Origin of the sequence: Paenibacillus sp. NPDC057886 (genome assembly GCF_042796655.1) — a bacterium.
Lineage (GTDB): Bacteria > Bacillota > Bacilli > Paenibacillales > Paenibacillaceae > Paenibacillus.
Genome location: NZ_JBHVMZ010000001.1, coordinates 300,718 through 326,704, shown reverse-complemented (window position 1 = coordinate 326,704; position 25,987 = coordinate 300,718). Strand labels below are relative to the sequence as shown.

The window sequence follows — 25,987 nt, the reverse complement described above, 5'->3', positions numbered from 1 at the left end:
CGGAAGCCTCCTTCATGAACATGAAAGACGAAGTTAGTCGGCTTGAGCCGCAGACACCTTGCCCATATCATACAATTCTTCGGACTGGGACGTAATGAACGGGCTTGGTTTACCCATGCAATAGACATGCAGTAAATGCATGGCACGGGTACAGGCCGTATAGAACAGCTTACGTTCATGTTCCTGCGCATATTGCGATGCAGATCCGTCATAGATCAGAACCGCATCAAACTCCACACCTTTGGCCAGATACGCCGGGATGACATGCACACCGCGTTCAAAGGCCAGCGTTGTTTTCTTGATCAGCTTCGGTGCCGCAGCCAGTACTTTGCTTAATGCTTCGTGTACGTCCTTGCTCTCTTCCGCCGTTTTGCAGATGACCGCAACCGATTCATACCCTTCCTGAATCAGATGTTTGAGATCAGCTGTAATGACATCCAGATGCTCCTGTTCATTGGAGGAAACAATCACTTTCGGCTTCTCCCCGCCCCGGTTAAATGGAACAATCTCTTCTCCACCTGGAACCATGCCGCGTGTAAACTCCACGATTTCCTGTGTTGAACGATAACTTCTCGTCAGCTCAATTACTTCTGTATTTTCCGGTCCATAGAGGTTAGTCAGCGGCCCCGTACCACTCAATACCGAAGAGTGTGCATAGATGGCTTGATTAAAATCTCCAAGTGCGGTGATTTTCGATCTCGGGAACAATCTTTTCATAAAGGCCAGCTGGAAAGCAGAGTAATCCTGTGCCTCGTCAATGATCACATGGCGGATATTGGAGTTAATATGGAAACCGAGCAGCAACTCACGCAGATACAAATAAGGTGTGATATCCTCATACGCCAGCTCCTGTACTTTCAGTCTGCGCAGTGTCATCTCGCCAATCTCTTCCCAGTGTGAAGGCAGTGCTTCTTCTCCCAACAGGCGAACCATCTGGGCACGTTCGTTGAATAAGTTCGCGTACAGCTGACGAACATCGACAAAACGCAACGATTTAATCCATTTGCGCAAAGGCTTAAGCCGATCACTGACCACCATCCGGGCAAGGATCTCTCGCTCCTGCTGGAAATCATCGAACGTGTCCGACTTCCCTTTTTGCTTACGCTTCAGACGTTGATAGGCCCGCTGCAGATCCTCCGGCTCCATCAGATCCAACTGTTGATCTACCCAAGGTGCTTCCAATTCGCCCTTACCAAAGGCTGATAACTCTTTCAGCATCCAGTCCCGCAGTATTTCCAATCGATTCACCAGTTTGACGGATGGCTCGAAGCTATAGAATTTCTCTGCCATGGCCTCTGCTGTAACCACAGCCTTTCCCTGGAAACGAACCGGCTTGAACTTCATACCTTCAGACATCATGCTGTCCTTATAGCGCGTTATCACCTTCAGGAAAGATTCGGATGACTTGAATCGAATGCCGGACATACGCGCTTTGTACTGAGGATCTTCTGTTCCGGTTAGTACGTATTCAAGCTGAATGAATGGGTCTTCCAGCTGATATTCACGGCCAAGACGGCGTTCCAGATACTCCTGGAAGGTCGTTTGCAGCATATTTTCCTCCCCAAGCTCAGGCAGCACGGTGGAAACATAACTGTTGAACATCGGGTTTGGCGAGAAAAGGACCATCTGATCCGCTTGCAGATGCTCGCGGTATTTATAGAGAAGATACGCGACACGCTGAAGTGCAGCGGATGTTTTACCACTGCCCGCAGCTCCCTGCACGATCAGCATGCGAGTCCGGTCATTACGGATAATCCGGTTCTGCTCCTTCTGAATCGTCGCCACAATGCTTTTCATCTGAGCATCTGAGGTTCGACTGAGAACGGCCTGTAACAGTTCATCCCCAATCGTAACCCCGGTGTCGAACATAAAGCGGATACGTCCATCCCGAATGACAAACTGCCGCTTCATCTCAATATTCCCACTTATCTCACCGCTCGGTGTATGATACGTAACCGGACCTGGCGCACCATCGTAATACAGGTTCGATATAGGTGCACGCCAGTCATAGACAAGGAAGGATTCCTCCTGCTCATCCAGCAATGATGCGATCCCCAGATAGATTCGTTCTGCATTTGGATAGCCACTTTCCTTAAAATCAATGCGTCCGAAATACGGTGAATGATGCAGCCGTTTCATTTTGTCCAGCGCTGCTGCCGTATTCAGATGACTGCGCTCCCGATCCGATAGAACCTGTGATTGCTGTCTCATACTGGTGGAGGTCTCACCCACGTCATCCGCTTCGCTGAAGTTCATGGTGACTTCGTCCCAAAAGTCTTTTCTCATCCCCACAACTTCGTCCCTGAAGGAACCTACCTCTTTTTCTAGGATGTCGATTTTCCGATCAATCTGTTCCGTTACAATGTTGACCCGCTGTTGCTCCTCGCTCCATTGCTGGTCTGTACTCATATGTTAATACGCCCCTCTTTCCCCGGATTGTGTCCTCAAAAGCCCATTTGACAAGCCCGAAAAGGCTATGGTATAATTAATTAGAAAGTAAACATTTTTATTTTATGTTAATTAGTTCTAATTTTCTGAAAACCATTTTTTATTGTACCAGTGACAACGTCCCGATGCAAGCGGAGGCGTTTTTTGTTGTTTTCATTCTATTATTACCCTCCAATGGGATGAATATAGAACTATGCACATTCTATTGTCGTAATTCTTCAATAGTCTCTCTCCAGCGTGTAATGGCCCCGGATTCGTCTTTTAATTGAAATGTTATCCCTGAAGTAATCTCTGCATAGGGTGCATGATCTACACGAACGTTTAAAACCTGAGCCTCGAAACGATCTCTCGGATGCACAGCTTCCATGAGTTGTGGCAGTGAAGTCACATCCAGACGAATAGATAACAAGCTGTGCTCATGAACAGCAATCAAGGTAGCCTTGCCTGTTCGACTCATATTCATACTTGTCTGTGTTCCCGGCCACAAAGCCAGTCTCAGCAGGTTGGGCGCGATAGCAATGACTTCCCCCATACTGATCATCGCCTGATGTGGCCAACCATCTTCGGAAACAGTCAGCAATTGCATCGCTTCGTGCTGCTTCTGCTCCAAATCCTGTCCATTGAACCACTGCATCCATTCAGGGCCAAGCTCTTTTAAATTCATACGTATCTACCTCGGTTCGATTGAGTTGGTTGCGCAAATTATGCGCTATGTATGCAAAACAACCCGGACATGCTGTCCGGGCTGGTTGTGGTTCCATTGTATATGATGAAACCACATCACCGCAAACCGTATTACCATGTTTACGGCCATTTAAGCCAATTCAGAATTTTATCCTGTGACTCCTTATCTTCACTTGCACTATGCACATGTTCGGCAAGCCGGTTTAATCGTTCCAGCTGATAGCCATAATCATAGATCGCAGCAGCTACAATGGACAGTCTCAGCATCCCTTCCTGATCGATATCAAACTGGGAAATGGCCTGCTCCATGAAACGATCATTATCCAAAATAAACTGTGCCGCCTCTTCTCCATTTGGTTTCAGCTTATCCTCGAATTTGAGCAGCGCATGTTCATGGAATTTGATAACAAGCTCCAGATGTGTATCAAAGAACTGATCCATTTCCGGTGTTCGCTGTGCCTGGAAATAATGGCGTTCTACCGAATCCAGCACATCAAATCCTTTTTGCAGGCTCAGCAGCATCTGTTTGTATACGACCATCTGCCGGGTCTCGCTGAATTTGGAACGTTTCATCTTCTTCTGTTCTTCTTCAAACAAATTATACTTATCTGACAAAGATTTAATGGAACCGCCCAGATTGTTTTTCTCATCCCGGAACACCACTTCCTTGATCTCATCCGAGATAGATGTACGCAGCAGCAGCGACATGCCACTGAACACACTCTGAATCTGCTTCACGAACTGAACCTTTGGCTTGGGTGGAAATACCGTAATATTAATAAGAAAAGCAGATACAATGCCGACAAGTGTCAACAGGAAACGGTTCAATGCAAAATGCCAGTCACCCGACGCTTCCATAATCGATACAACGGTTACCAGCGTCAGGCCAACCGTTTCGCCCATATTCAATTTAAGACAAATCATAATAACCAGCACAATAATTAACCCGACGGCGATGGGCTCATTGGACAGCACCATGCCTCCCAGCAGGGCCACAATTGCCCCAAGTGTGGTGGTCTGCAGCTGATCCAGGAAATACTTCCAGGACCGATAAATGGATGGCTGCATCGCAAAGATGGCCGCGATCGCGGCGGGAACGGGAGATTGCGGGTTCAGGAACATGCTGCTAAGGTACAGGGCCAGCGTGACCGCAATCCCTGTCTTAAGTACACGTGCACCAAATGACATGGTGACCCCTCCTCTTTTTCGAAACTGATTTCATTCGTTGGATGATCATTATCATTATTACCCCATATTTCTTTTTTTGCCCGAATCAATTCAGGAGAACGATTTATTGTATCATGGAAGCCTTTGGGTTACCATGCCCTGTATCCTGTTGCTGAGTTAAATTCGCTATTACTTCTATGTATACACAACAATACCCCACACTCCACTCTCGGAAGTAGGGGGTATTGTATGTTTAACTTATACGGAGAAAGTTATGAAAACCTTCCATCCCATTCACGCTTGAACTGCTCCACAAACTGCACCATAAAGTCATGACGCTGCTCTGCCAGTTCCTTGCCATAGGATGTGTTCATTAGATCTTTCAGCTTGAACAGCTTTTCGTAAAAGTGATTGATCGTTGTACTGCGTCCATTCCGGTATTCCTCCCGCGTCATCTGCTCTCGTGGCGGAAGGGCGGGATCATACATCTCACGACCTCTTGCCCCAGCAAAAGCAAACGTACGCGCAATACCAATGGCGCCCAGCGCATCCAGGCGATCCGCATCCTGCACCACCTGGGCTTCCAGGGATGAGACGGCAGGACGCTGTCCTCCTGCATAGGAAATGGAATTAATGATGTTTACCACGGCTTTACGTGTACCCGCTTCAAGCGGCTGGGTATCCAGCCACGCATTCAGCTTAGCCATCCCGGCTTCAAGACTTTCGTTCAGCTTCTCATCCGGCACATCATGAAGCAATGCAGCGAGTTCACATATAAAGGGATCGGCACCCATACGGTGTGCAAGCTCGACCGCAAGTGCGGTCACACGCTCGATATGCGGCCAGTCATGACCATCCGTATGTGCGGCCGCATCTCCCTGTACAAAAGCACGAGCCGCGCGAAGAATGGTCTCTCCGGTTAACGTTCCATCAACATGATCCTCATGCCCCGATTGTAGCGTGCTTTGGTTCAGATGTTGAGGGGAATTCTCTTGCATCTTACACGTCCCCGCCTTCGCGAGTTTGTTCACGCGGTATACGTCTTGCCACACCGGTCTTGACCGCTGCTTCAATCACACGATTGCGCATCGATTTGACGATTTTATCGTTAAACACACTCGGAATAATATAATAACGGGTGCGCTCTTCATCCGAAATGGCTGAAGCAATCGCCTGAGCTGCTGCGAGCTTCATCTCCTCATTAATCTCACTGGCACGGCAATCCAGAACGGCTCTGAACATACCCGGGAAACACAATACATTATTGATCTGATTCGGATAATCCGATCGGCCTGTCGCCATGACAGCCACGATGTCTTCCACCACAGACGGCATAATCTCCGGTACCGGATTCGCCATGGCGAAGACAATCGGGTCAGCGGCCATGGTTTGCACATCTTCCCGGGTTAACAGATTACCGCGTGACAGACCGATGAAGACATCTGCCCCGCGAATCACATCACGAAGTGAACCTGTCTCCAGTTCAGGGTTGGTACGAGCCGCATAGTCGCTCCATACTTCATTTTCATAGGTATTCGTCCTTACCAATGCACCTTCACGATCGACCCCGACAACCCGACTCGCACCCGCGGACAGCAAAATATTACTGCATGCCACACCTGCTGCACCGATACCACAGACGACAATTTTTACATCTGTGATGGATTTGCCGACCAGCTTGAGCGCATTGATCAGACCTGCATACAACACAACTGCTGTACCATGCTGATCATCATGAAATACCGGAATGTCCAGTTCCTCATTCAGGCGACGCTCAATTTCAAAGCAACGCGGTGAAGAAATATCCTCCAGATTGATCCCGCCAAATGCTGGTGAGATCGCTTTCACAGTTCGAATGATTTCCTCGGTATCCTGTGTATCCAGGCAGATCGGGAAAGCGTCTACTCCTGCAAACTGTTTGAACAACATCGCTTTACCTTCCATGACTGGCATCGCGGCACGTGGTCCAATGTTGCCGAGTCCAAGCACGGCACTACCATCCGATACTACGGCAACCGTATTCCGCTTGATTGTCAGCGAAAATGCCTTTCCAGGCTCTTCTGAAATGGCCGAACATACCCGGGCTACATCCGGTGTATATACGCGTGACAGATCTTCCCGGTTATGAATCGGGGTTTTCGGTGTAACCTCAATCTTGCCGCCCAAGTGCAGCAGGAACGTCCGGTCCGATACGTTTATGATGGATGCCCCTTTAAGCTGGCGCACCCCTTCTATAATTTTGCTGTTATCTTGTGCATCCGTTACAGCGACAGTTAAGTCGCGCACACTTACATCCTGATTGGTCGAAATTACGTCGATGGCGATAATGTCTCCGCCAGCTTCCGAGATGGCCGAGGCCACTTCGCCAAACTTGATATCTTTTGTTGTCATTTCCAGCCGAATAATAAAGCTGTTACCGTCTAGATTCCTTTGATTCATTCCAATTCCTCCCAGACTGAAAGTCATGAGTTGCAATGTTACCTGTTTGTCTTCGCTGCGCGGACACGTTTATCCTTTATCTTGCCCAGAAAAAGTACTCAGCGTGATCTTAATACGACAAAAAGGACCACCCTCTCCGTCTGATTGAGACGTTAAGGGTGACCCTTCTGCATACTATTTCAGCTTGTTCAGCCAAATGAGTAACAAATCTATTATTTACGCTCAGCCGCTCTGCGCAGTACCCGGATGTCATATGGCTGCAAATCCAGGCTACCCTCCACAGCATCACCACTCAGCAGATCAAGATAGGACTGGTTGTCCAGTTGTACTTGCTTCGGCTCCGGTGTGTAGTTCTGCACAAATACATAATCCGCCGTGCCATCTGTACGGATGTGTGCCGTAACTCCAGCAGGAAGCTGAGTTTCAAGAGCACGCTCAATACCCAGATCAGCAATTAGACTGCCATAGAAATCATCGTAAAATGGAGCTTTGAAACGTGTAGCCATATAATAGGCTTTACCTGAACCAAGACGATTAACGGTCAAAGCAGGCCGTCCGGCATAGAAGTCTGAGCGATACGTCGCCAGCGCTTCTGCACCTTCCAGATGAATCAGGTCGCATAATTCGAAAGCATCATACTCGGCCTTCAGTTGAAGCTCGTTGTCCTTCACAGGCACAACCCCATTCAGATCACGGTCATGCAAGCCGTCGATCTCTTCTGACCAGATCCCCAGCGTCTTGCGAAGCGGTCCAGGGAATCCTCCGAGGAAGCACAGATCATTCTCATTTACGATACCTGACCAATACGTTGCTACAAATGTACCGCCATTTTCCACGAATCGCTCAATGCGTTCGCCCACTCCTTCACGTACCAAATAGAGCATAGGTGCGATGAGCAGTTTGTACTTGGATAGATCAGCATCCATGTCGATGACGTCCACAGGCACACCTTTTTTCCAAAAGGCATCATAATGCCATTCCACCGTCTGCTCGTACTTCACTCCGATGTTACGCGGCCCTTGGGAATCCTTTACTGCCCAGCGGTTTTCCCAGTCGAAGATGATGGCAACCTCGGCTGGAACGGACGTTCCAACCACCGCCTGCATTCCTTCCAGTGCCGTTCCCACGTCAGTTACATCCTGGAACACACGGGTATGTTCATGTCCAACATGATCTACAACCGCTCCATGAAGCTTTTCACTGGAACCCCGACTCTTTCTCCACTGGAAGTATTGTACACTGTCCGAGCCGTGAGCCACCGCTTGTAGAGACGCCAGCAAATGCATGCCCGGACGTTTCAATTTGCTGGTCTCTTGCCAGTTAGTTGAGCTTGGTGTGCTCTCCATCAATAGAAACGGTTGTCCCCCCTTGATGGAACGAACGATATCATGCATCATCGCGACTCTGGATGCCAGCGTATCCTCTTCGTCCGCATCATGCCATGTCGGATAACTGTCCCATGACAGGAAATCCAGAATGTCAGCGAACTTCCAGTAGTTCAATCCTTCATAAAATTCCATCAGGTTGGTCGTTACTGGCAGATCGGGATTTTTGGCCTTCAGCGGTTTCGTTTCGTGCACGATAAAATCAGCGGTCTGATCGGTGACAAACCTGCGCCAGTCCAAATTCATCGCATGGACCTGTGTCTCTCCGTGCGGGGCAGGAGACTCCACTTGGCTCCAATCCGTCACGGTATGGCTCCAGAAAGTCGTCCACCAGGAATGATTCAACTCGTCCAGTGTGCCATATTTGTTTTTCACCCAGCCGCGAAAAGCGTCCTGACAATAATCACAGTGGCAATCCCCGCCGAATTCATTGGAAATGTGCCAGCCAATTACTGCGGGATGATCTGAGTAACGTTCTGCAAGTTTTGTATTAATTGCAGTAACCTTCTCTCGGTATACCGGAGATGTATAACAATGGTTGTGACGGAAGCCATGCAGGTTGCGAACCCGATTGGCCCCAACACGCAACACTTCGGGATACTTGGCCGACATCCAGGCAGGTCTTGCACCGCTTGGGGTAGCCAGGAATGCATAGATTCCATTGGCAGCAAAACGATCCAGTACTTGGTCGAGCCATTCAAACGTGTACACACCCTCTTCCGGTTCAAGGGATACCCATGAGAAGATACCAATGGACATCACATTACATTTGGCAAGCTTCATCAGGCGGATATCTTCTTCGAGTACTTCAGGATAGCGGAGCCATTGCTCCGGGTTATAGTCTGCACCGTGTAACATATGGGGTGCTTTGGAACTTACCGGTGGATATTTGTATGTCATGCTGACAACTCCTTCATTCATTTCATTTTAATTATCTATTTGATCAATGCAGCACTCGGCTGCTCATCCAATGCAGTGTCAATTTCCTCTCCAGCCTTCAGCGCTGAAAACGATTGCAACTTCTGACCCTTGAAGTCAAACATCGTCAGGTTGCCCCAGTTATTCGGATGTCCAACAGACCACTCTTCCTTGCTAGGAATCCAGGCAGGCTCCCAGTAATAGAATCCCGCTCCGAGACCGCCGGGAACCTCACGAATAATCTGCAGCAGATCCTTCAGATAACGTGTCTGTCCTTCCACACTTGCCGGATACCCGGGCAGCAACAGTTCTTCCTGATTCAGAATCCACTCGTGGCCTTCAGGCTGCTCCAATGTCCAAGGATAAGCGGTTTCAACCACATTGATGGGTTTGCCGTAGCGTTTAGCCAGGTCATGCAGATTATCCCGCAGTGCATCCAGTGTTCCATGCCACCAAGGGTAATATGAGAGCCCAATGATATCGAACTCTACACCAAGGGCTTCAAATCGATCATAGAACTTGCGACTCTCCGCATTATCACCACCTCGGTCTATATGAATCATAATTTTGATTTCTGAATCAACCGATTTAACAGCAGCGATGCCATACTTCACAAGTCCAGCAAAACGCTCCCACTGTTCGTCGGTATCATGCTCTTCCCCACCGACACGTCCTTCATCCCATAACATACCAGGTGTAATCTCATTCCCCACTTGGACCATGTCCGGCAATGCATCATGCTCCTTGAGTGTTCTCAGTACATCTGCCGTATAGGTACATACCTCACGTTGCAGTTCCTCATAGGACAGCTTCTCCCACGCCTTTGGCTTCCATTGATTGGCTGGATCAGCCCAGCGATCCGAATAATGAAAATCCAGCAAAAATTGCAAGCCTTGTTCCTTGATCCGTTTGGCTACCGCTACCGTCCGCTCCAGATTACAGAATCCGCCTACAGGATCATTCCAGATTCGCAATCGGATTGCATTGGCATCCCCCAGCTTGAGAAGGGTCAGCAAGTCCGCCTGCTGCCCATGCTCGTCACGATAGCTCCCACCATTCTGCTCAATTTCATCCATAAATGACACATCCATTCCGAGAATGAATGACTCTTCCTTTAAATGGCTCACTTCATCAACCTCCGTTTAATTTAGATGCAGGCTCAGCCTTTAACCGAACCCAAGGTCATACCTTTGACAAAGAAGCGCTGCAGGAATGGATACACAATGAGGATTGGCGCACTTCCAATAAAAATTTGTGCCGCTCTTACTGTGGTTTGAGAAATGGTTTCCATCTCTTTCGGGTTCATGGCCATCGTACTCATATCACGTTTGATAATTACGGTCTGCATGAAAGTAGCCAGCGGATAATCCTTGGCATTGTTCATGTAGAGCAATCCGTCAAACCATGAGTTCCAGTGAAACACCATGCTGAACAGTGCAATTGTTGCGATCGATGGCATGGAAATCGGCAGGAAGATACTGAACAACGTTCTGAAGTGATTGGCTCCATCCATCAGCGCCGCTTCCTCAAGCTCTTTCGGAATACCCCGGAAGAAGTTTAGCATCAGAATCACGAGGAAGGTATTAACAGCTCCCGGAAGCACCAACACCCAAAAGGAATCCATCAGGCCGATCTTCTGGATGACCATATAGAAGGGAACGAGTCCCCCATTGAAGATCATACTAAAAACAAAAATCCATGAATAGACGGTTCTTCCTTTAAATTCATTATTTTCTTTCGACAACGGGTACGCCGCCAAAAAGGTAATCAGCAACGTAATTCCCGTACCAATGACTGTCCGCAGCAAGGAAATCCAGAGAGAGTTTAGGAAAATCGGATTATTCATCGTTTTTTTGTATGCTTCAAGTGAGAACCCTACCGGCCAGAGGCTGACGAGGTTGGCATCTGCGGCAGCCTTGTTACTGAAGGATACAGCCAGAACATGAATCATCGGTACAATACACATAATGGCAACCAAAATGAGAAAACAAATATTGATGACGTTGAACACGCGATAAGGCGTTGATTTATGATACATCGTGGTCCCTTCTTTCTCAGTTCATTCGATTAGAATATGCGGTATCCGGCGTATTTTTTGGCTAAGCTGTATGATACAAGGATCAAGACCATGCTGATGACCGATTTAAATAATCCAATTGCGGTCGCGAAGCCCATCTCTCCGTTTTCCAGCGCCGAGCGATAAACGAATGTATCAATAATGTCGCCCGTTTGATATACGAGTGGGTTGTACAGATTGAAAATCTGATCGAACCCGGCGTTAAGCACGTTACCCAGTGCCAGTGTTCCAACCACCATCAGCATCGGTACAAGAGACGGGATGGTAATATGCAGCGTCTGCTTCCAGCGACCCGCTCCGTCAATCTCTGCTGCTTCATACAGCGCCGGGTTAATGCCGGCAAGAGCAGCCAAAAAGACAATCATGTTATAGCCGAATTCCTTCCACACATCCGTCAGAATGATCGTCGGTCGGAACCAGCTGTTATCTCCAAGGAAGAAATATGGCCCAAGTCCAAATGTCCCCAGTACCCGGTTCACCAGTCCTCCGGTGGATAACAGATCAATCAGAATTCCGCCCAGGATAACCCAAGACAAGAAGTGAGGCAGATACACCAAGGTTTGGATCGTTCGCTGGATTGCCATCTTGCGAACCTCATTCAACAAAATAGCGAACACAAACGGGACAAACAAGTTAAAGATGAGTTTGAGCACAGCAATGATCAGTGTATTCCAAATGACTTGCAGGCTGTCCTCGCGTTCAAACAAATATCTAAAATTATCAAGCCCGACCCACTCCGAGCCGCTGATGCCGAGCCATGGTTTGTAGTTCTGAAATGCCATAACGATTCCGCCCATAGGCACATAACTGAATATGATCAGAAAGATGATGGCTGGCAGCAGCATTACGTGAAATGGCCAAGTTCGTTTTAAAGTTCTCATGATTGCTCCCCCTGTAATTCTTCCTACTCAAGTACTCCCTGAGTGGCTTATACTGCGATTATATCAACCGTTTGCATAGGTCAAACAGCACATAAAAGCAATATAAATGGCACAAAAGCAACCAGTTTGGACTCACTGTCTTTTCAATCATTCATCCACCGTTGACCTACGCCTTCCCGAAGCAAATCAGGCTCTCATAACGACAAAAAAAGCGTGCAGACTTGGTTGGTCTGCACGCTCCTGTATCCTTATTTTTTCACACTGTCATACCATTCGTTGACCTCTTGTGTGATTTGGTCACCGCCACCCGATTTCCACGTTTGTACAAATGTATCGAACGCATCTACCGGATTTTTGCCATAAATAATTTCGTTGAATGCTTGATTCTCAATTTTGTTCAGGTAGTCGAGCTTGGATTTCATCGTCGCTGTTGTAGGACCTGTAAACATGTTTTTGTAGGAGATTTCTTCCTGACTGAGCAATACTTTCGCTGCGGCAGGGGTCTCTTTACCGTAGTTGACAGCAACATCCTTCTCAAGCTTCGTCTCAGGCTCCTTGCCATCTGCCAGATTCAGCAGGGCTTTCATCTGAGCATCCGGAATACGGGCACCGTCACGAACGAGCAAATAACGTACAACGTTCACATATCCGCCTTCAATTTGGTCTATCGGCATTTGTTTGCCATTGGCATCCAATTGATAGTCATACTTTGCAAACAGACCATTATCATACGGGCTACCCGGTGCCGGGTCTGCATAATTGTCGAACAGGTAGTTCTCATACGTGAAGAACGCTTCAGGGTGCTCCATGTCTTTCTTGATCAGAATGACGCCGTTAACAAACTGTGTACCGTGGCGCATGGCTTTGCCTTCTGGACCGGTCGGGATTTCAATCGGTTTCCAAACGGCACTTGGCACATTCTTTACTGTATCCAGAAGCGGCCATCCGCTCATCCAGTATGGACCTGGGATAATACCAGCTGTACCTGCCACTGCTGGCTCGGCTGTTTTGTTTTCATCCCATAATGCTGCTTCCTGCGGGATATATCCTTTTTTGAGCCATTCGCTCAATTTGGTCAGACCTTGCTTCATGCCAGGATTGATGGAACCATACTCCAGCTTGCCATCTTCAGCTACATTCCATTGGAATGGCAGTGTTCCGTATGCACCGAAAATCCAGGATGGATCACCCATCCAAGTGTTCATGGATGTTTTGAAACCGATGCTCAGTGGAGTAACCTTGTCAGGAGCTAATCCATCCGGATTTTGATTTTTGAAGGCTTCCATTACCGTTTCCAGTTCGTCAATGGTTTTTGGTGCTTTCAGATTCAGCTTGTCTAGCCAATCCTGGCGAATCCACAGCAGGTAATCATTGTTGTAGGCGTAGTCCAGTACGGGAATACCCATTCTTTTGCCGTCACGGCTATACTGGTTCCATACATTAGGATCCTGCTCCATCGCTTTTTTCCATGTGTCGGAAGCATATTTGTCGAACAGCGGACCCGCTTCCTGATACATGCCGGAATCAATCAGATCCTGTGCAAGCAGGTTGTCCCCTACCGTTACCACATCAGGCATCTCCTGTCCTGATGACATAGCAAGACGAAGTTTTGTCGCGAATGCGTTGTTCGTATCCGTCACAGACCACAAGGATTTGATGTCGATGCCGAATTGCTCTTTGGCCCACTTGGTAGCCACATTATTTTCCATCGATTCACCATTTTTGAATTTTAGCTCAGGATCAATTCCCCATGCCGTTGTAATGGTTACTGCAGGATCATATTTTTCTTTGTATTCGTTTTCAACAGCTGACGTGCTCGAACCCGCGTTCTCACCGCCATTGTTACCTCCTCCACATGCAGAAAGGATGACAGCGAGACAGGTTGTCGTAGCGAGGAGCGGTAGCCATCTCTTTTTTGTAGATTTCGCTCTCATTTGTTGTTCCCCCTTAATCATTTTGGTTACCCTTTCATTATAGGCCTGCCGGGTCTTTCAGCCTATGTCACGAAAACAAGATTTCTGCACCTTTGGCAACCTATATATTGGAATGGTGTTGAAATTATGCCTGATCCCGATATTCATTCGGTGTCATCCCATAATGCTTTTTGAACATTTTGCTGAAATATTGCGGATTTTGGTACCCCAGCTCACTGGTGATCTCGTATATCTTTTTGTTCGTGTTTTTGAGCAAATACAATGCGCGCTCCATCCGCATACGAATCATATAATCGCCCAGCCCCTCACCTGTCTCGGCTTTGTAGATCTTGGACAAATAAACGGGATGCAAATACACCTTGTCTGCGATCATCTTCACGGACAGATCCTGTCCTGCGTCTCTCGTTACCATCTCCTGAACCTGCTTGATGACGTGTCTGCGACTCTGTACCCCTTCGTGATCCGATAGCTCCTCCTGCAACTTGGCAAGCATTTCAGTCGCCCAGCGGCGAAGCTTATCAGGTGATTGAATCAGCTGATGCGCGAGCAGCAGGTCAAATCCCGCATGATCAATCTCATGTACGAGATGCCCCTGCTTGTGCGCGATATACATAAAAGCATTCGTTACAGACAAATACATCTCATATACATGCTCTCTGGAGAGACAAACGCGGTCCGCTGCATCAAAAACGGCATTCAGTTTGCGTGCCGCTGCCTCCCACTGTTTGGTTTCAAGCAATTGAGGCAGTACGGGTGGCTTATAGAGCTCTTCAAGCGCTTGTGCCGCATCGTTCTCCGGCCGTTTGGACAGCTCTTTATCCATGTAAATGATCGTATTTTCCTCTGGACCCGATAGTACGAGTGATCCTAAACCTTTACGATAAGCAGTCGTCAGATCTCCAAATTGAAACGGTGCTGTGACCACCATGGACAGATCACCTTGCAGATATCGAATGACATGCTCGCGGAAAGTCCCAACTGGCTGCTTCAGTTCTTCCACATTCGTCTGAACAGGCTCCGTCCAGCCCTGACTCTGTATAATCATGACCAGACACTCATGGGGACCTCTTCCAAACCACACGTTGAAATGGGGATCAAATACCTCTTCGGCGATATTGCCAACCGCAAACTCCATCAAATCCAGTGATTGTTGATCCATTGACAAGAACCGACCTGTGAGGCGAATTAGCATCATGACTGCCGGTTGATCCGGCTGAAGCACAATCTCATACTTCTCAAGCTGTTCCCCCAGTGCCCGAGCTGTAATCTCGCGTCCCAGCAACAGATCGTGCATCAGATTTTCCCGCAAAATTTTATAATCTGACTTCCGGCTGTATAACAACCGATGGTATTTATCAAATTCATCCCAATCATCCCGAAGGGACGTGATGGCAGCAGAGACCGAAGCCATGAATTCCTCATCGTTCACCGGCTTGAGAATATAATCGGCAGCTTGCAGCTGAATTGCTTTTTTGGCATATTGAAAATCACTGTGCCCTGTCAGCAGGATGCAGCGGATATGCGACCATCGACTGCTTACCTCCTCTATCAGTTCCAGCCCGGACATGCCCGGCATTCGAATATCGGTCACCACAAGGTCCACTGCATTCTCTTCCAAGATCTGCAGCGCTTCCTTGCCAGAAGCTGCACGCAAAACCGTCGTAACCCCGAGCTCTCCCCAGGGAATGGTCAATTCCAGACTTTCAGTTACATACGTTTCATCATCCACCAGTAAGATATCAATCAAGACAGTCACTCCCTATCTGTTTCGTTATGCAATGTATTGCATGGTTCTCATGCTGTAGCAACGGCTCTATTTCTATCCTTCTATTCAAGAAGATGTTTCTCGTCAGCAGGCCAGGACAAGGTAACACGCAGCCCACCAAGCGATGATTCCGTAATGCTAATTCCCGCCTGCTCCCCATACCTGAGCTGAAGACGCTGGTTGACGTTCCACAACCCACAGCCCATCTCTTGATCCATACTCCCTGTGAGTTTGTGGAGCAGCATCTGCCGGGCCAATTCATCCATACCTTGCCCGTCGTCATCTACAGTAAGAATCATCATGCCATCTCTTTTTTCTCCCGACACCCGTATTTCCCCAGCTTCGGCATCGGCTTCAATTCCATGTATAACCGCATTCTCCACCAGTGGTTGTACGATAAGTGGAGGTACCTCTTGCCTCAGAATGTCCTCCGATAAGTCAATTTTGAAACGTATTCGGTCCATACGCATCTGCTGAATCTCCAGATAACAGGTGACGAATTCAATTTCCTCTGTGAGCGGCACCACATCACGCTCCTGCCTTGTCGTATACCGATAGTATCGGGACAGATTATGCGACATGGCAACGACAGCATCGACACGCTTCAGCTTTGCCATGCTCGTAATGAATGAGAAACAATTATAGAAAAAGTGTGGATTAATCTGCGATTGCAGCTGTTTCAGCCGGGCTTCACGTACATGAATCTGTTCCAGATACACGTGTTCGAACAACTGCTGAATCTGCGCTACCATGGAGTTGAATCGTTCGGACAAAAAGCTGAATTCATTGCGTCCTTTGGGTGTAATTCGGACTGAATAATCCTCCTGCTTCAATCGTTGGAATCCACGAATCAACTGTTTGACAGGGACTTGGACCTGTACATATAACAGATAGGCCACAGCAAAGCTCATCAATAGCAGACAGATCATCGCTGAATAAAACAGTATATTCGATTGATGAATCGGCTTCAAAATTGCCGATAGTGGCATGTAATCCACCAGATACCAGCCTGTCGTACTGGACTTTACCGTATTCACCATATAAGGCTCGCCGTCTATGACTACCGTCCGGTTATCCACATCCTTTAGCTTATCGATTGCCAGCTTGTCCATCAGCTGACCTGTCAATTCACGATCCGAAGTTCGATTATAGATAACCCCCGTCTCTTCCCGGTAATAGAAGGGATCATGGCGACCATCGTCCTTGAATTTGTCCAGCATATCTCGAATGTTGTCACTGTCGAATTCTAGCTTAATCACGGTTTGCGCATTGGCTGCGGGATCACTAATGCCGTATGGTGATACGGTGATCCAGCTGAAGATGAATCGTTCATCATCTCCCTCCTTAATCTTTCGGACATTCCATCCGGATGATATGGTGCCCCGCAGCGTCTCCTGATTGTAGAAGCCGGCATCTCTTTCGGAGATGACCCTGCCCAGCGTCGGCGAATAGAGGTATAATTTCGTTGTCCAATTGGATGAACTTTCCTGGATACTCAGTTTGTTCTGAATACGTTTAACCAGATTGATCGTATCCAGGTCGAAATATTTGCTGTCGGCGTAAATCCGCCGGAAGCTCGCAATATCAGGATCATGAATGAGCAGATTGGGCCATGAAGATAACAGCTCGATGTGCGTATTGACTTGATTTTGAAAAAATTCCAGCTGGTTGCTATTGGAACGATTGAGTTCATCCCTCAGAACTGCCGTCGTTTTATGGTTGGAATACCAGTACAGCAGTACGACTGGAACCAGCATAATCAGAATTAAAATGACCATTTTGGAAAATAGATTCGTCCGGTATGACATCTGCTTACCTCACCTTGCCTTCATTAGTCAGTGAATCTAATTTTAACGATGAAAGCGTTAAACATAAACTGTTTTTTCTGGGCGAATCCGCTCCACAGCTCATCTGTTATTCCTGACTTAATCTCTTTAAAGAGACTCTATATATATCGTAAGCGTTACCATATACATGCATAAAGGTGACAAAACCAACTTTTCTGCACTAATTACAACTTCCACGCAAAAAAGAGCCGACAACCGCCAGCTCCTTTCTAAACACTATATATTGATTAATTTCTTCTAATTCTCAACGCTCTTCTTATGTATTCATTCTATCTTGCTAACCCAAAATCATTATGGAATATCGTAGTCAAACACGGTGTTCTCTCCATCTACGGCGACATCCATTACAATATCGGTTAGCTTTCCTTTGACTCGCAGCGGGGAGCCAGCCAAACCGGAAAACGCCAGTTGACCCTTAAATGTTCCATGCGGCTCAATCTCTATATGCACAGGCTTCAGCTGGACAGATTGCAGCGATTCATAAAGCGGATCATCTTGGTGTTCGTAACTGCGGGCCAAGTCAGGCAAAAGCACAGCTGCTACAGGCTCTCGGGTGTAATTTTTGAGTGTCAGGTCACAGTTTACTCGTGTAATGCCATTTTCCAGAACATCAAAGGTACAGGAGCTATCATTTTGGACATAGGAAACACCATGGATACCGGAAGCCCCCCATTTGGCTACATACATCAATTTATCCGTCATGTAGGAATAACTGAGAACAATAGCGAGAACGATCAGCCAGAGCCGTTTGGCCAGGACCGGATATAATGGCATGATTTCTTTGCGTGTAAGATAGTAACTGCACACTAATATTCCCATCCCAAAAAATAACGTGATATGCACACCACTTACATAGGACGTGGTGTAAGGCGATATGCCTATAGCAGATAACAATGTATCTCCCACAGAGAAACCAAGGTGATGCTTAAACGTAAAAATGATGCCAAACAGCAATAACATCGCAGAGAACACAAGTCTGGTTCTCGACACACGAACACCCCCTAATCAGCCACCTGATTATATCATATTTTTCCTTATTATGGTTTACGATCCAAATAAAAAAAGACGCTCCGGTTTTGAACCGAAAACGTCTTTGGTTTTGCAACTCAACTCTACTCTACTTTTTCGACAGGAATGCGTCGAGCTGTTCTTGTTTGGCTGCAATGATTTTATCAATACCTGCGGCTTTCAGCTTCTCCAGATATTTCGGGATCATCTCGTTCGGATCTACTGCACCCGAGGTCATACCCGGTTTGAACTGTTTGTTCACGTTGTTGACCGCAGCAATTTCGTTTTTGACGGATTGGCTATTGAACGTAAAGCCCAGTGCAGGAGACTTAACGCCTTTGGCATTAAATTCCTTGAACTTTTCCCATTTCTGCGGATCTTCATTATCCCAGAGATAGTTCAGGAACTGGTTACCCAGCTGCCATTGTGCGCCCGGATTGTATGTGCGACTGTTCGCATCTACCCCTTCCGGGAGGGTAATAATGTTGTCCTGTCCTTCTTTTTTCACATAATGTGTGCCTTCAATTCCGAAGTTGAGCAGGTTGTTGATTTCTTTGTCGGAATGCAGCAGGTTAATAACTTGCATCGCCTTCTCCGGCTGCTCAGAGGAACGGGAGATCGCCAGCATCGCACCGGAAGCATCCCCGGTAGTAATCGTAGGCTGTGTCATCTCAATCTGGGTCAGTGGATATCCAACGTACCCTTCTTCTTCCTTATCCTTGCCCGGCTTCATGCCATCGGTCCACAGGAAAGCCTTGCCTGCCTTCGCCTGATCTTTCGGGAATACATTGGAAGTTGCTGCATCACTGTTAATGTATCCAGCCTGATACCACTTGCGTGCAAGCTCAGCCGCTTCCTTAAATTCAGGGGTCTCCACTTCGTTCAGTACCTTCGTTGTACCCGCTGTTTTGGAGATGACACCTGGAACGGATGCATCACCGAGATAATCCCAGTCCAGATTTTCCAGCAGCCCGTTACCATTCGTATTGGACATATAGAACGGGGTAACGCCCGGCTCGTTTTCCTTGATCGTTTTGAGCAGCGGCTCCAGGTCAGCCCACGTTTTCACTGCGGTCAGATCGAGCTTGTATTTGTCAGCCAGATCTTTGCGTACCAGTACACCACGCGTCGCTGCCAATTCCTTGTTGGTAGGAACGCCGTAATTCACGCCATCCACCTGGGAGCCTTCCAGAAAGGCTGGATCGAGATTTTTCTTGATATCCTGCCCATACTTGTCAAGCAGATCATTGAGCGGCAAGAATGCACCTTTTGCCACATTGACGGTATAATTTTGCCATGCCGCCGTGAAAATGATGTCTGATTTTTCGCCGGAAGAGATCATAAGATTCAGCTTGTTATCCCACTGACCCCAGTCGATCGCATTAATCTTGAGTGTTGCCCCGATCTTTGGCTCCATCTTTTTGTTGATCTCGGCTTCGACCAGAGCCACATCTTTCTGTGGTGTCCCCGGATAATACAACGTCACTTCATAGGGCTTGCCCCCACTCTCCGCTGCACCGCCACCCTGTGCTTCCGGTGTTGTTCCGCCTTTGTCTGATGAGCAACCTGCCAGCACCAGGCTCAGCGCCATACCTGCTGCCGCGATACGCGGCCATACCTTAAACGTTCTAACCAAGTGAACCCCTCCCGTCATATGTTGGACCCTGCAACCGATTGCCCCAATTCGCAATGTTCCCCAATCTGCAAAAGTCCGTTCGCTTGCCGGCCCTCCGGCGTGTCTGCACTGGCTGCTTTTTGTATATGCCCTCTCAGGTCCATCTTCAATTATCCGTTGCCCTCTCCGCTAACCGGCCGGAGCTACCCCTTCACTGCGCCTACTGTAAGGCCTTTGATGAAATACCGCTGGAAGAATGGATATGCCAGTACGATTGGACCAATACCGACAACAGCCATCGCCATTTGCAGTGTTTTATTCGGCAGATTCAGCAATCCGCCCTGTGACGAAATCTGTGAAGAGACATTGGAGTTGGATGTTAAATATTGAATATCGAGCAGCGTCCGGTACATAAGGTACTGAAGGCTGATCGTCCGGTTATCAGATATAAAAATCATGCTGAGATACCAGTCGTTCCAGTAATTCAATGTGCTGAACAGTGCAACGGTCGCCATCACCGGAAGGGAGAGCGGAAGTACGATACGTGTAAACGTTCTCAATTCACCCGCTCCATCAATCCGTGCCGACTCAAGAATCGATACGGGAATGGAATTGGCGAAGAACGTACGCATGACAAGTACGAAGAACGGTGACAGCAGCAGCGGCATAATCAGTGCCAGAATCGAGTTTTTCAAATCCAGTACGTTCACATAGACGAGATACCAAGGGACCAGACCGCCATTGAACAGCATGGTGAAAAAGATGAAAAAGGCGAACCACCCACGATACGGCAAATCCCTCCGGGAGAGCGGGTACGCGTACAATGCCGTCAGTGCTACACTCGTTATTGTACCTATCACGGTTACGATAATTGAAATGCCATAGGAATGGATGATCTGATCCATATCTTTGAACAGAAACTCATAGGCAGTCAGGCTAAACTTCTCCGGAATCAGCTTATACCCGTTCGCAATGACCGTCGTCTCGTCCGAGAATGAGATCGCGAAGACAAGCAGGATCGGCACGATGCAGGCAATGGCATAGAATATAAACATAGCGTGTATGATAGACGCGGAACGCCGCGACACGGCTAATGGATCACGTGATTTCACAGCTGGCTTGCCTCCTCTCAAAATAATGCATTATCTTTGTCCATTCTCCTTACGATGGTATTGGATACGAGAACAAGCACAAATCCGACCACAGCCTGATAGAGCCCGGCTGCCGAGGACATCCCGATATCGCCCCCAATAAGGAAGGTTCGGTACACATACGTATCCAGAACGTTCGTGACCGGGAATAATGCGCCCGATTCCAGCGGAACCTGGTAGAACAGACTGAAATCCGCATAGAAAATACGACCGATCTGCAGCAATGTCATAATCACAATCAGCGGCACGAGAAACGGAACGGTAATAAAACGAATTTGATGCCATTTACTCGCACCATCCAGCACGGCCGCTTCATAATATTCCTCATCGATACCTACCACTGCTGCCAGATAAATGACGGCATAATAACCAATATTCTTCCATGTATTCACCAGCGGCAAAATGTACGGCCAATACTTGGGCTCTGAATACCAGTCAATTGGTTGTCCGCCAAAGAGCTGAAGAATCGTCGAGTTCATGAAGCCCGAATCCTTGCCGAGAAACGCGAGCACCAGATAGCTGACTACAATCATCGACAGAAAATACGGAAGCAGCATGAGTGACTGATACAATTTGGACATCGCCTTGTTCTTCACTTCATTCAACAAAATCGCAAGCCCTACACCTACAAATAAATTCAGCGCAATAAATACGGTGTTATATGCGAGCGTATTACGTGTGATCTCCCAAGCATCGCTGGTGGAGAACAAATACTTGAAATTATCCCAGCCGCTCCACGGGCTGCCCCAAATACCGTCGGCATAGTTTACATTTTTGAATGCAATCAGAACGCCGAACATCGGCATATAGTTGTTCACCAGAAGAAACAGAATGCCTGGCAAAAACATGAGATACAAAACCTTGAATTTACCTAGATTGTACAGGACAGACTTTCGTTTTCGAACCGGTATATCCGGTAGGTTCCTTCCATCCGATAGACGTGCTGCCTTACCCGCCTGGGGTTGTGTCTTCATAACTTGTTCTCCCTCACTCCTCTTGAATTTCATCCTCAGGATGAAACACCGCTGTGTCTCCTGTGGTTCAAGTATACGGCGGGGCGTTCAGCTCCACTATCTGCTGTGGTGACCTGTTCACTTATCAAATTATGACTTTAGGGCACAAAAAAACAAAAGACGCAGCATGCTGCGTCAAATCTGTACCGTTCGGGACTGTTTGCGAAACTCCTGTGGGGTAATGCCCGTGCACTTTTTGAACATTTTCGTAAAATGAGAGTAATTGTAGTACCCGACCTTGCCTGCGATATCCGTCACCTTCACGGTAGACTGGGACAATAAGGTCTTCGCTTTGGCTACTCTGCGCTGGAGAATGAATTCGGAAAGCGACATGCCCTTTTCTTTACGAAACAGGCGGGATAGATAGGCCGGATTAAATCCGGCAAAGGATGCAAGTTCTTCCCGCATCAGCTCTTCACCAATATGATTTTCAATGTAAATGCATAACTGGTCCACAATCGTCATTGGACTGTGATCGTCCGGATACAATACCGGGATGGCACGACTGATCAGGTCTGATGTCCACTGCTTCAGTTGGGGCAGCGAACGTGTCACAACGTTTTCTTCCGGCTCCCGTTCTCCGGGATACAGGCTGCGTACGGATACATTTTTCTGATGAAGCAACGGGTAGATTACATGCAGCATCGCATGATAGTACAAGTGCAGCATTTCGGGTGACAAACGCTCCTGTGAAGCCAGTAATTCAAAGATTTCATCCACCCGCTCGCGCAGGTCGTCAAACTTTCCCGTCTCGAACAGGATGGACAGCTCGGAAAACCACGGTATTGGCAAAAAGCGATCCTCCGTATCCCGGCCCACCTCGTCATAGATAAAGACCCCTTCAAGCTCGTTGATATTGCGACGCTCCATGTCCATCAGCTCATTCAGCATCCCCTGTAAATCTGTAACAGCAACCGGGACTCCGACGTAACAGGACAATCGGCAATAAAAATAGGTACCACACTCCTTGATATAGCTCTGACATCTTTGTGCCACTTCACTCGCCGTTGGTACGATACCATCTTGTTCGTATGCAAGCACAATATTCAGTCCACTGTGATCTTGAAACACTTCGCCGGGTTTGTCACCGAGCAGCATCTCCTTGGCCGCATTGCGAAGCGCATATTCCAGCACCTCCTCATCCCGCAGGTCGAATTCCCGAACCCATTCCTCAACCGATATGACAATCGGCAGAACACGAGCTTGCGGATCAATCTCGGCTCCATAGACCTCCGCCAGTTCCTGCAACTTTTGCGGGGTTAGGGTGAGACGCTGTGAGACGGCATCTTTCCAGAAACGCTCTGTCAGGAGAGGTTTGTGGGTTTGCCAACGTTTGTACACGGTCTCATATACTTCATTGGTGCGTGAATGCTGTTCTCCATCCTTGATTTTGTCAATTGCCTGCGTCACCACTTTGAGCAACTGATCCGCTGGAGCAGGCTTCAGCACATAGTCGAAGCTGTTCAGCTTGATCGCCGTCTGGGCATAATCGAACAGGGCATGCCCCGTCAGAAAGATTGTCAGTATGCCAGGATCATGTTTCAATACCCAGCTCTGCAGGTCGAGTCCCGTTTCACCCGGCATTTCAATATCACAGATCATAATATCAATGGGTTGGGCTTTTAACAGCATTCTTGCCTCTTCTGCATCGCCAGCACTGAATACCTGGTCAATTCCAGCCAGGCTCCAATCTACCCCTTCCACCATTGCTTGCAAGGCATACACTTCATCATCCACGATCAATAGGTTCCGCATAGGCTCCCCCTTCTTCCTCTTCCGTCTGGGCAGGGACATGAATCATGACTGCTGCTCCTCCGTCTGACTGATTCATGAATTGCAATCCGGCACTTTCGCCATACTTCACGATCAGTCGATAAGCCACATTCCAGATGCCAATGTGCTGTCCACCCGGATCTTCGGCGTATTGCCCCAGTTGCAGACGTTCCAGTATGTCTTGTTCAAATCCAACACCGTTATCCGTAATGGAAAGGTGGAGGACGGAATAATCCTCAGTACCCCTGTCTGAATGAGACTCAGATAACGTTTTCGATTTCCAAGCTCTTATTCGAATTACAAATGGTTCTGAACGCCGCTGAAAACCATGAATAATGGCATTTTCCACAAAAGGCTGAATCGTCAAGGGCGGTACCACATAATGCTCGAGATCAGTCGCAATATCCAATATGAAATCCAGCTTGTTCGGAAATCTCAGCTTTTGGATTTCCAGGTAGTGACGGATATGTTCCAATTCTTCATCCAATCGGATGACACGCTTGCCAGCACGCAGGCTGAACCGGAAATAATCAGCCAGATGGCCAGCCATCTGCTGCACCAGCTCATGCTTTTGCAGTGAAGCCAAACTATGAATAATATTTAATGAATTCAGATAAAAGTGAGGATTGATCTGCATCTGTAATTGCTTGAACTCGGCTTCCCGCGTTCGCAGCTGCTCTTCATACACATCAATCTTCAGATGCCGGATTTCACTTGTCATTTGATTGAAGCTGTGCGTGAAAAACTCCAGTTCGGACGATGACGGTGTCTCCAGTCTCACATCAAGTTCCCCCAGGCTGACCCTTCTCATCCCGCGAATCAACACATTCATCGGGCGGAACAGGAGCTGCCTAAGAAAGATCAGCGCAGTGATCAGGATGACAGCTGCCCCAATCGGAAGCAGGCGAATGATCTGCTGAAAAAATGGCAGGTTTCGCATCATGTCCTCCTCGGGTAACAGCACAATATAATTCATCTCAGACATGGCTGAGGCAATGCCAAGCATCAGGTACTGACGCGCACTGCCTGTGGAGGTCACTTCAGAGATCACCTGGTAGGGATTATTCAATCCGATGATATGGGCTGCGGCCAGTTTGATTTGTGCCGAGTTCAGGGCTGAATCGGACAGCGCCCCGCCATCTGCCCCCACGATGACCGCACCTCCCCGATCACCGGATTCCGTGAATTGTTCGGGGTGATTCATTGCATTCATGTCAACGAGTGCCCCCGCATAGAACTGAGAATTAATGCGAACTGTTTTGACAAGAGCATTCCATGTTCCACCATGAACAATGCTCCATTCCGGCTTCTGAATATCTCCCTCGAGTTGCTGCATCTGGACAGGCATACTCTCCTGCACTACCGACTTTTTGACATCATAATTGCCTGAGGTCGCCAATAACAGATCATCATTCACCGCATCGTATAGAAAAAAAGAGTCAATCAGATTATAAAAACCGATATCCGTCATGAATTTGTTCATAATACGCTGTTTCGCAATAATATAATCGCCACTACCGTATTCGAGGAAAAACAAAGAGATAATATCCGGGTCTCTCTCTCCCAGACTGTATAAATAACGATTGGTCTCCTGCAGCACACGCTCATTCTGTTCTACACTCTTGGCAAGATGATTCATATTGGTGAGAGATACTTGATCACGTACCACCTTCATGGCGTACACGTTATTGTAATAGAGCAGCAAGAACAAGGGCAGCATGATCAATGTCAGACCCACAATAAACTTAAAGCGCAGTGAACGGATAAAATTCATGAATTCCCGCCCTTTTGTTCCACATGGAATTAATTTCTTCACAGCTTATTGTTGTAACCGCTATCAGTAATAACCACATCTCTTCCTTTTCGGTTAATTCCCTCATGC

18 protein-coding genes are annotated in these 25,987 nt (G+C 47.7%); all 18 read right to left on the bottom strand.

All coding sequences use genetic code 11. The annotated features are described in order from the left end of the window. Nucleotides 1-33: 33 nt before the first annotated feature. On the bottom strand, nt 34-2,409 hold the full coding sequence (gene helD / locus ACFVQB_RS01455; RefSeq protein ID WP_379434642.1) for an RNA polymerase recycling motor HelD: 2,376 nt from the start codon (nt 2,407-2,409) through the stop codon (nt 34-36). 241 nt (nt 2,410-2,650) lie between these two features. Next, a complete protein-coding gene (locus ACFVQB_RS01450) occupies nt 2,651-3,112 on the bottom strand; it encodes a pyridoxamine 5'-phosphate oxidase family protein (protein WP_379434641.1) in 462 nt (153 codons plus the stop codon). Nucleotides 3,113-3,252: 140 nt separating this feature from the next. Continuing rightward, nucleotides 3,253-4,320, bottom strand: coding sequence for an FUSC family protein (locus ACFVQB_RS01445; RefSeq protein ID WP_113052712.1), 1,068 nt, complete (start codon nt 4,318-4,320; stop codon nt 3,253-3,255). Nucleotides 4,321-4,571: 251 nt separating this feature from the next. After that, nucleotides 4,572-5,297 carry an HD domain-containing protein gene (locus ACFVQB_RS01440; RefSeq protein ID WP_379434640.1) on the bottom strand — a complete coding sequence of 242 codons (726 nt, stop codon included), beginning with the start codon at nt 5,295-5,297 and terminating at the stop codon, nt 4,572-4,574. A 1-nt stretch (nt 5,298) separates the two neighbouring features. Further along, nucleotides 5,299-6,738: an NAD-dependent malic enzyme gene (locus ACFVQB_RS01435; protein WP_379434639.1), complete on the bottom strand. Its 1,440-nt coding sequence runs from the start codon at nt 6,736-6,738 to the stop codon at nt 5,299-5,301. Between the two features lie 212 nt (nt 6,739-6,950). After that, nucleotides 6,951-9,023 carry a beta-galactosidase gene (locus ACFVQB_RS01430; protein WP_379434638.1) on the bottom strand — a complete coding sequence of 691 codons (2,073 nt, stop codon included), beginning with the start codon at nt 9,021-9,023 and terminating at the stop codon, nt 6,951-6,953. 35 nt (nt 9,024-9,058) lie between these two features. Continuing rightward, nucleotides 9,059-10,168: a glycoside hydrolase family 53 protein gene (locus ACFVQB_RS01425; RefSeq protein WP_379434637.1), complete on the bottom strand. Its 1,110-nt coding sequence runs from the start codon at nt 10,166-10,168 to the stop codon at nt 9,059-9,061. 32 nt (nt 10,169-10,200) lie between these two features. Beyond that, nucleotides 10,201-11,079, bottom strand: a complete 879-nt coding sequence (locus ACFVQB_RS01420; protein WP_062321957.1) for a carbohydrate ABC transporter permease — start codon at nt 11,077-11,079, stop codon at nt 10,201-10,203. A 29-nt stretch (nt 11,080-11,108) separates the two neighbouring features. Then, nucleotides 11,109-11,999: an ABC transporter permease gene (locus tag ACFVQB_RS01415; RefSeq protein ID WP_062321959.1), complete on the bottom strand. Its 891-nt coding sequence runs from the start codon at nt 11,997-11,999 to the stop codon at nt 11,109-11,111. A 248-nt stretch (nt 12,000-12,247) separates the two neighbouring features. Next, nucleotides 12,248-13,933, bottom strand: a complete 1,686-nt coding sequence (locus ACFVQB_RS01410; protein ID WP_379434636.1) for a type 2 periplasmic-binding domain-containing protein — start codon at nt 13,931-13,933, stop codon at nt 12,248-12,250. A 124-nt stretch (nt 13,934-14,057) separates the two neighbouring features. After that, nucleotides 14,058-15,680 (bottom strand): response regulator, encoded by a 1,623-nt coding sequence (locus ACFVQB_RS01405; RefSeq protein WP_379434635.1) that lies wholly within the window; start codon nt 15,678-15,680, stop codon nt 14,058-14,060. A gap of 80 nt (nt 15,681-15,760) precedes the next feature. Beyond that, nucleotides 15,761-17,506 (bottom strand): sensor histidine kinase, encoded by a 1,746-nt coding sequence (locus ACFVQB_RS01400; protein WP_379434634.1) that lies wholly within the window; start codon nt 17,504-17,506, stop codon nt 15,761-15,763. Between the two features lie 330 nt (nt 17,507-17,836). Next, on the bottom strand, nt 17,837-18,535 hold the full coding sequence (locus ACFVQB_RS01395; RefSeq protein ID WP_379434633.1) for a hypothetical protein: 699 nt from the start codon (nt 18,533-18,535) through the stop codon (nt 17,837-17,839). A gap of 127 nt (nt 18,536-18,662) precedes the next feature. Continuing rightward, nucleotides 18,663-20,189 (bottom strand): ABC transporter substrate-binding protein, encoded by a 1,527-nt coding sequence (locus ACFVQB_RS01390; protein ID WP_379434632.1) that lies wholly within the window; start codon nt 20,187-20,189, stop codon nt 18,663-18,665. 182 nt (nt 20,190-20,371) lie between these two features. Further along, entirely contained in the window at nt 20,372-21,280 is a 909-nt protein-coding gene (locus ACFVQB_RS01385) for a carbohydrate ABC transporter permease (protein ID WP_053783705.1), read from the bottom strand. A gap of 17 nt (nt 21,281-21,297) precedes the next feature. Continuing rightward, a complete protein-coding gene (locus ACFVQB_RS01380; protein WP_379434631.1) occupies nt 21,298-22,293 on the bottom strand; it encodes an ABC transporter permease in 996 nt (331 codons plus the stop codon). Between the two features lie 174 nt (nt 22,294-22,467). After that, nucleotides 22,468-24,087, bottom strand: coding sequence for a response regulator transcription factor (locus ACFVQB_RS01375; protein ID WP_379434630.1), 1,620 nt, complete (start codon nt 24,085-24,087; stop codon nt 22,468-22,470). Then, nucleotides 24,062-25,879, bottom strand: coding sequence for a sensor histidine kinase (locus tag ACFVQB_RS01370; RefSeq protein ID WP_379434629.1), 1,818 nt, complete (start codon nt 25,877-25,879; stop codon nt 24,062-24,064). The genes ACFVQB_RS01375 and ACFVQB_RS01370 overlap by 26 nt, the downstream gene beginning before the upstream one ends. Between the last annotated feature and the right edge of the window lie 108 nt (nt 25,880-25,987).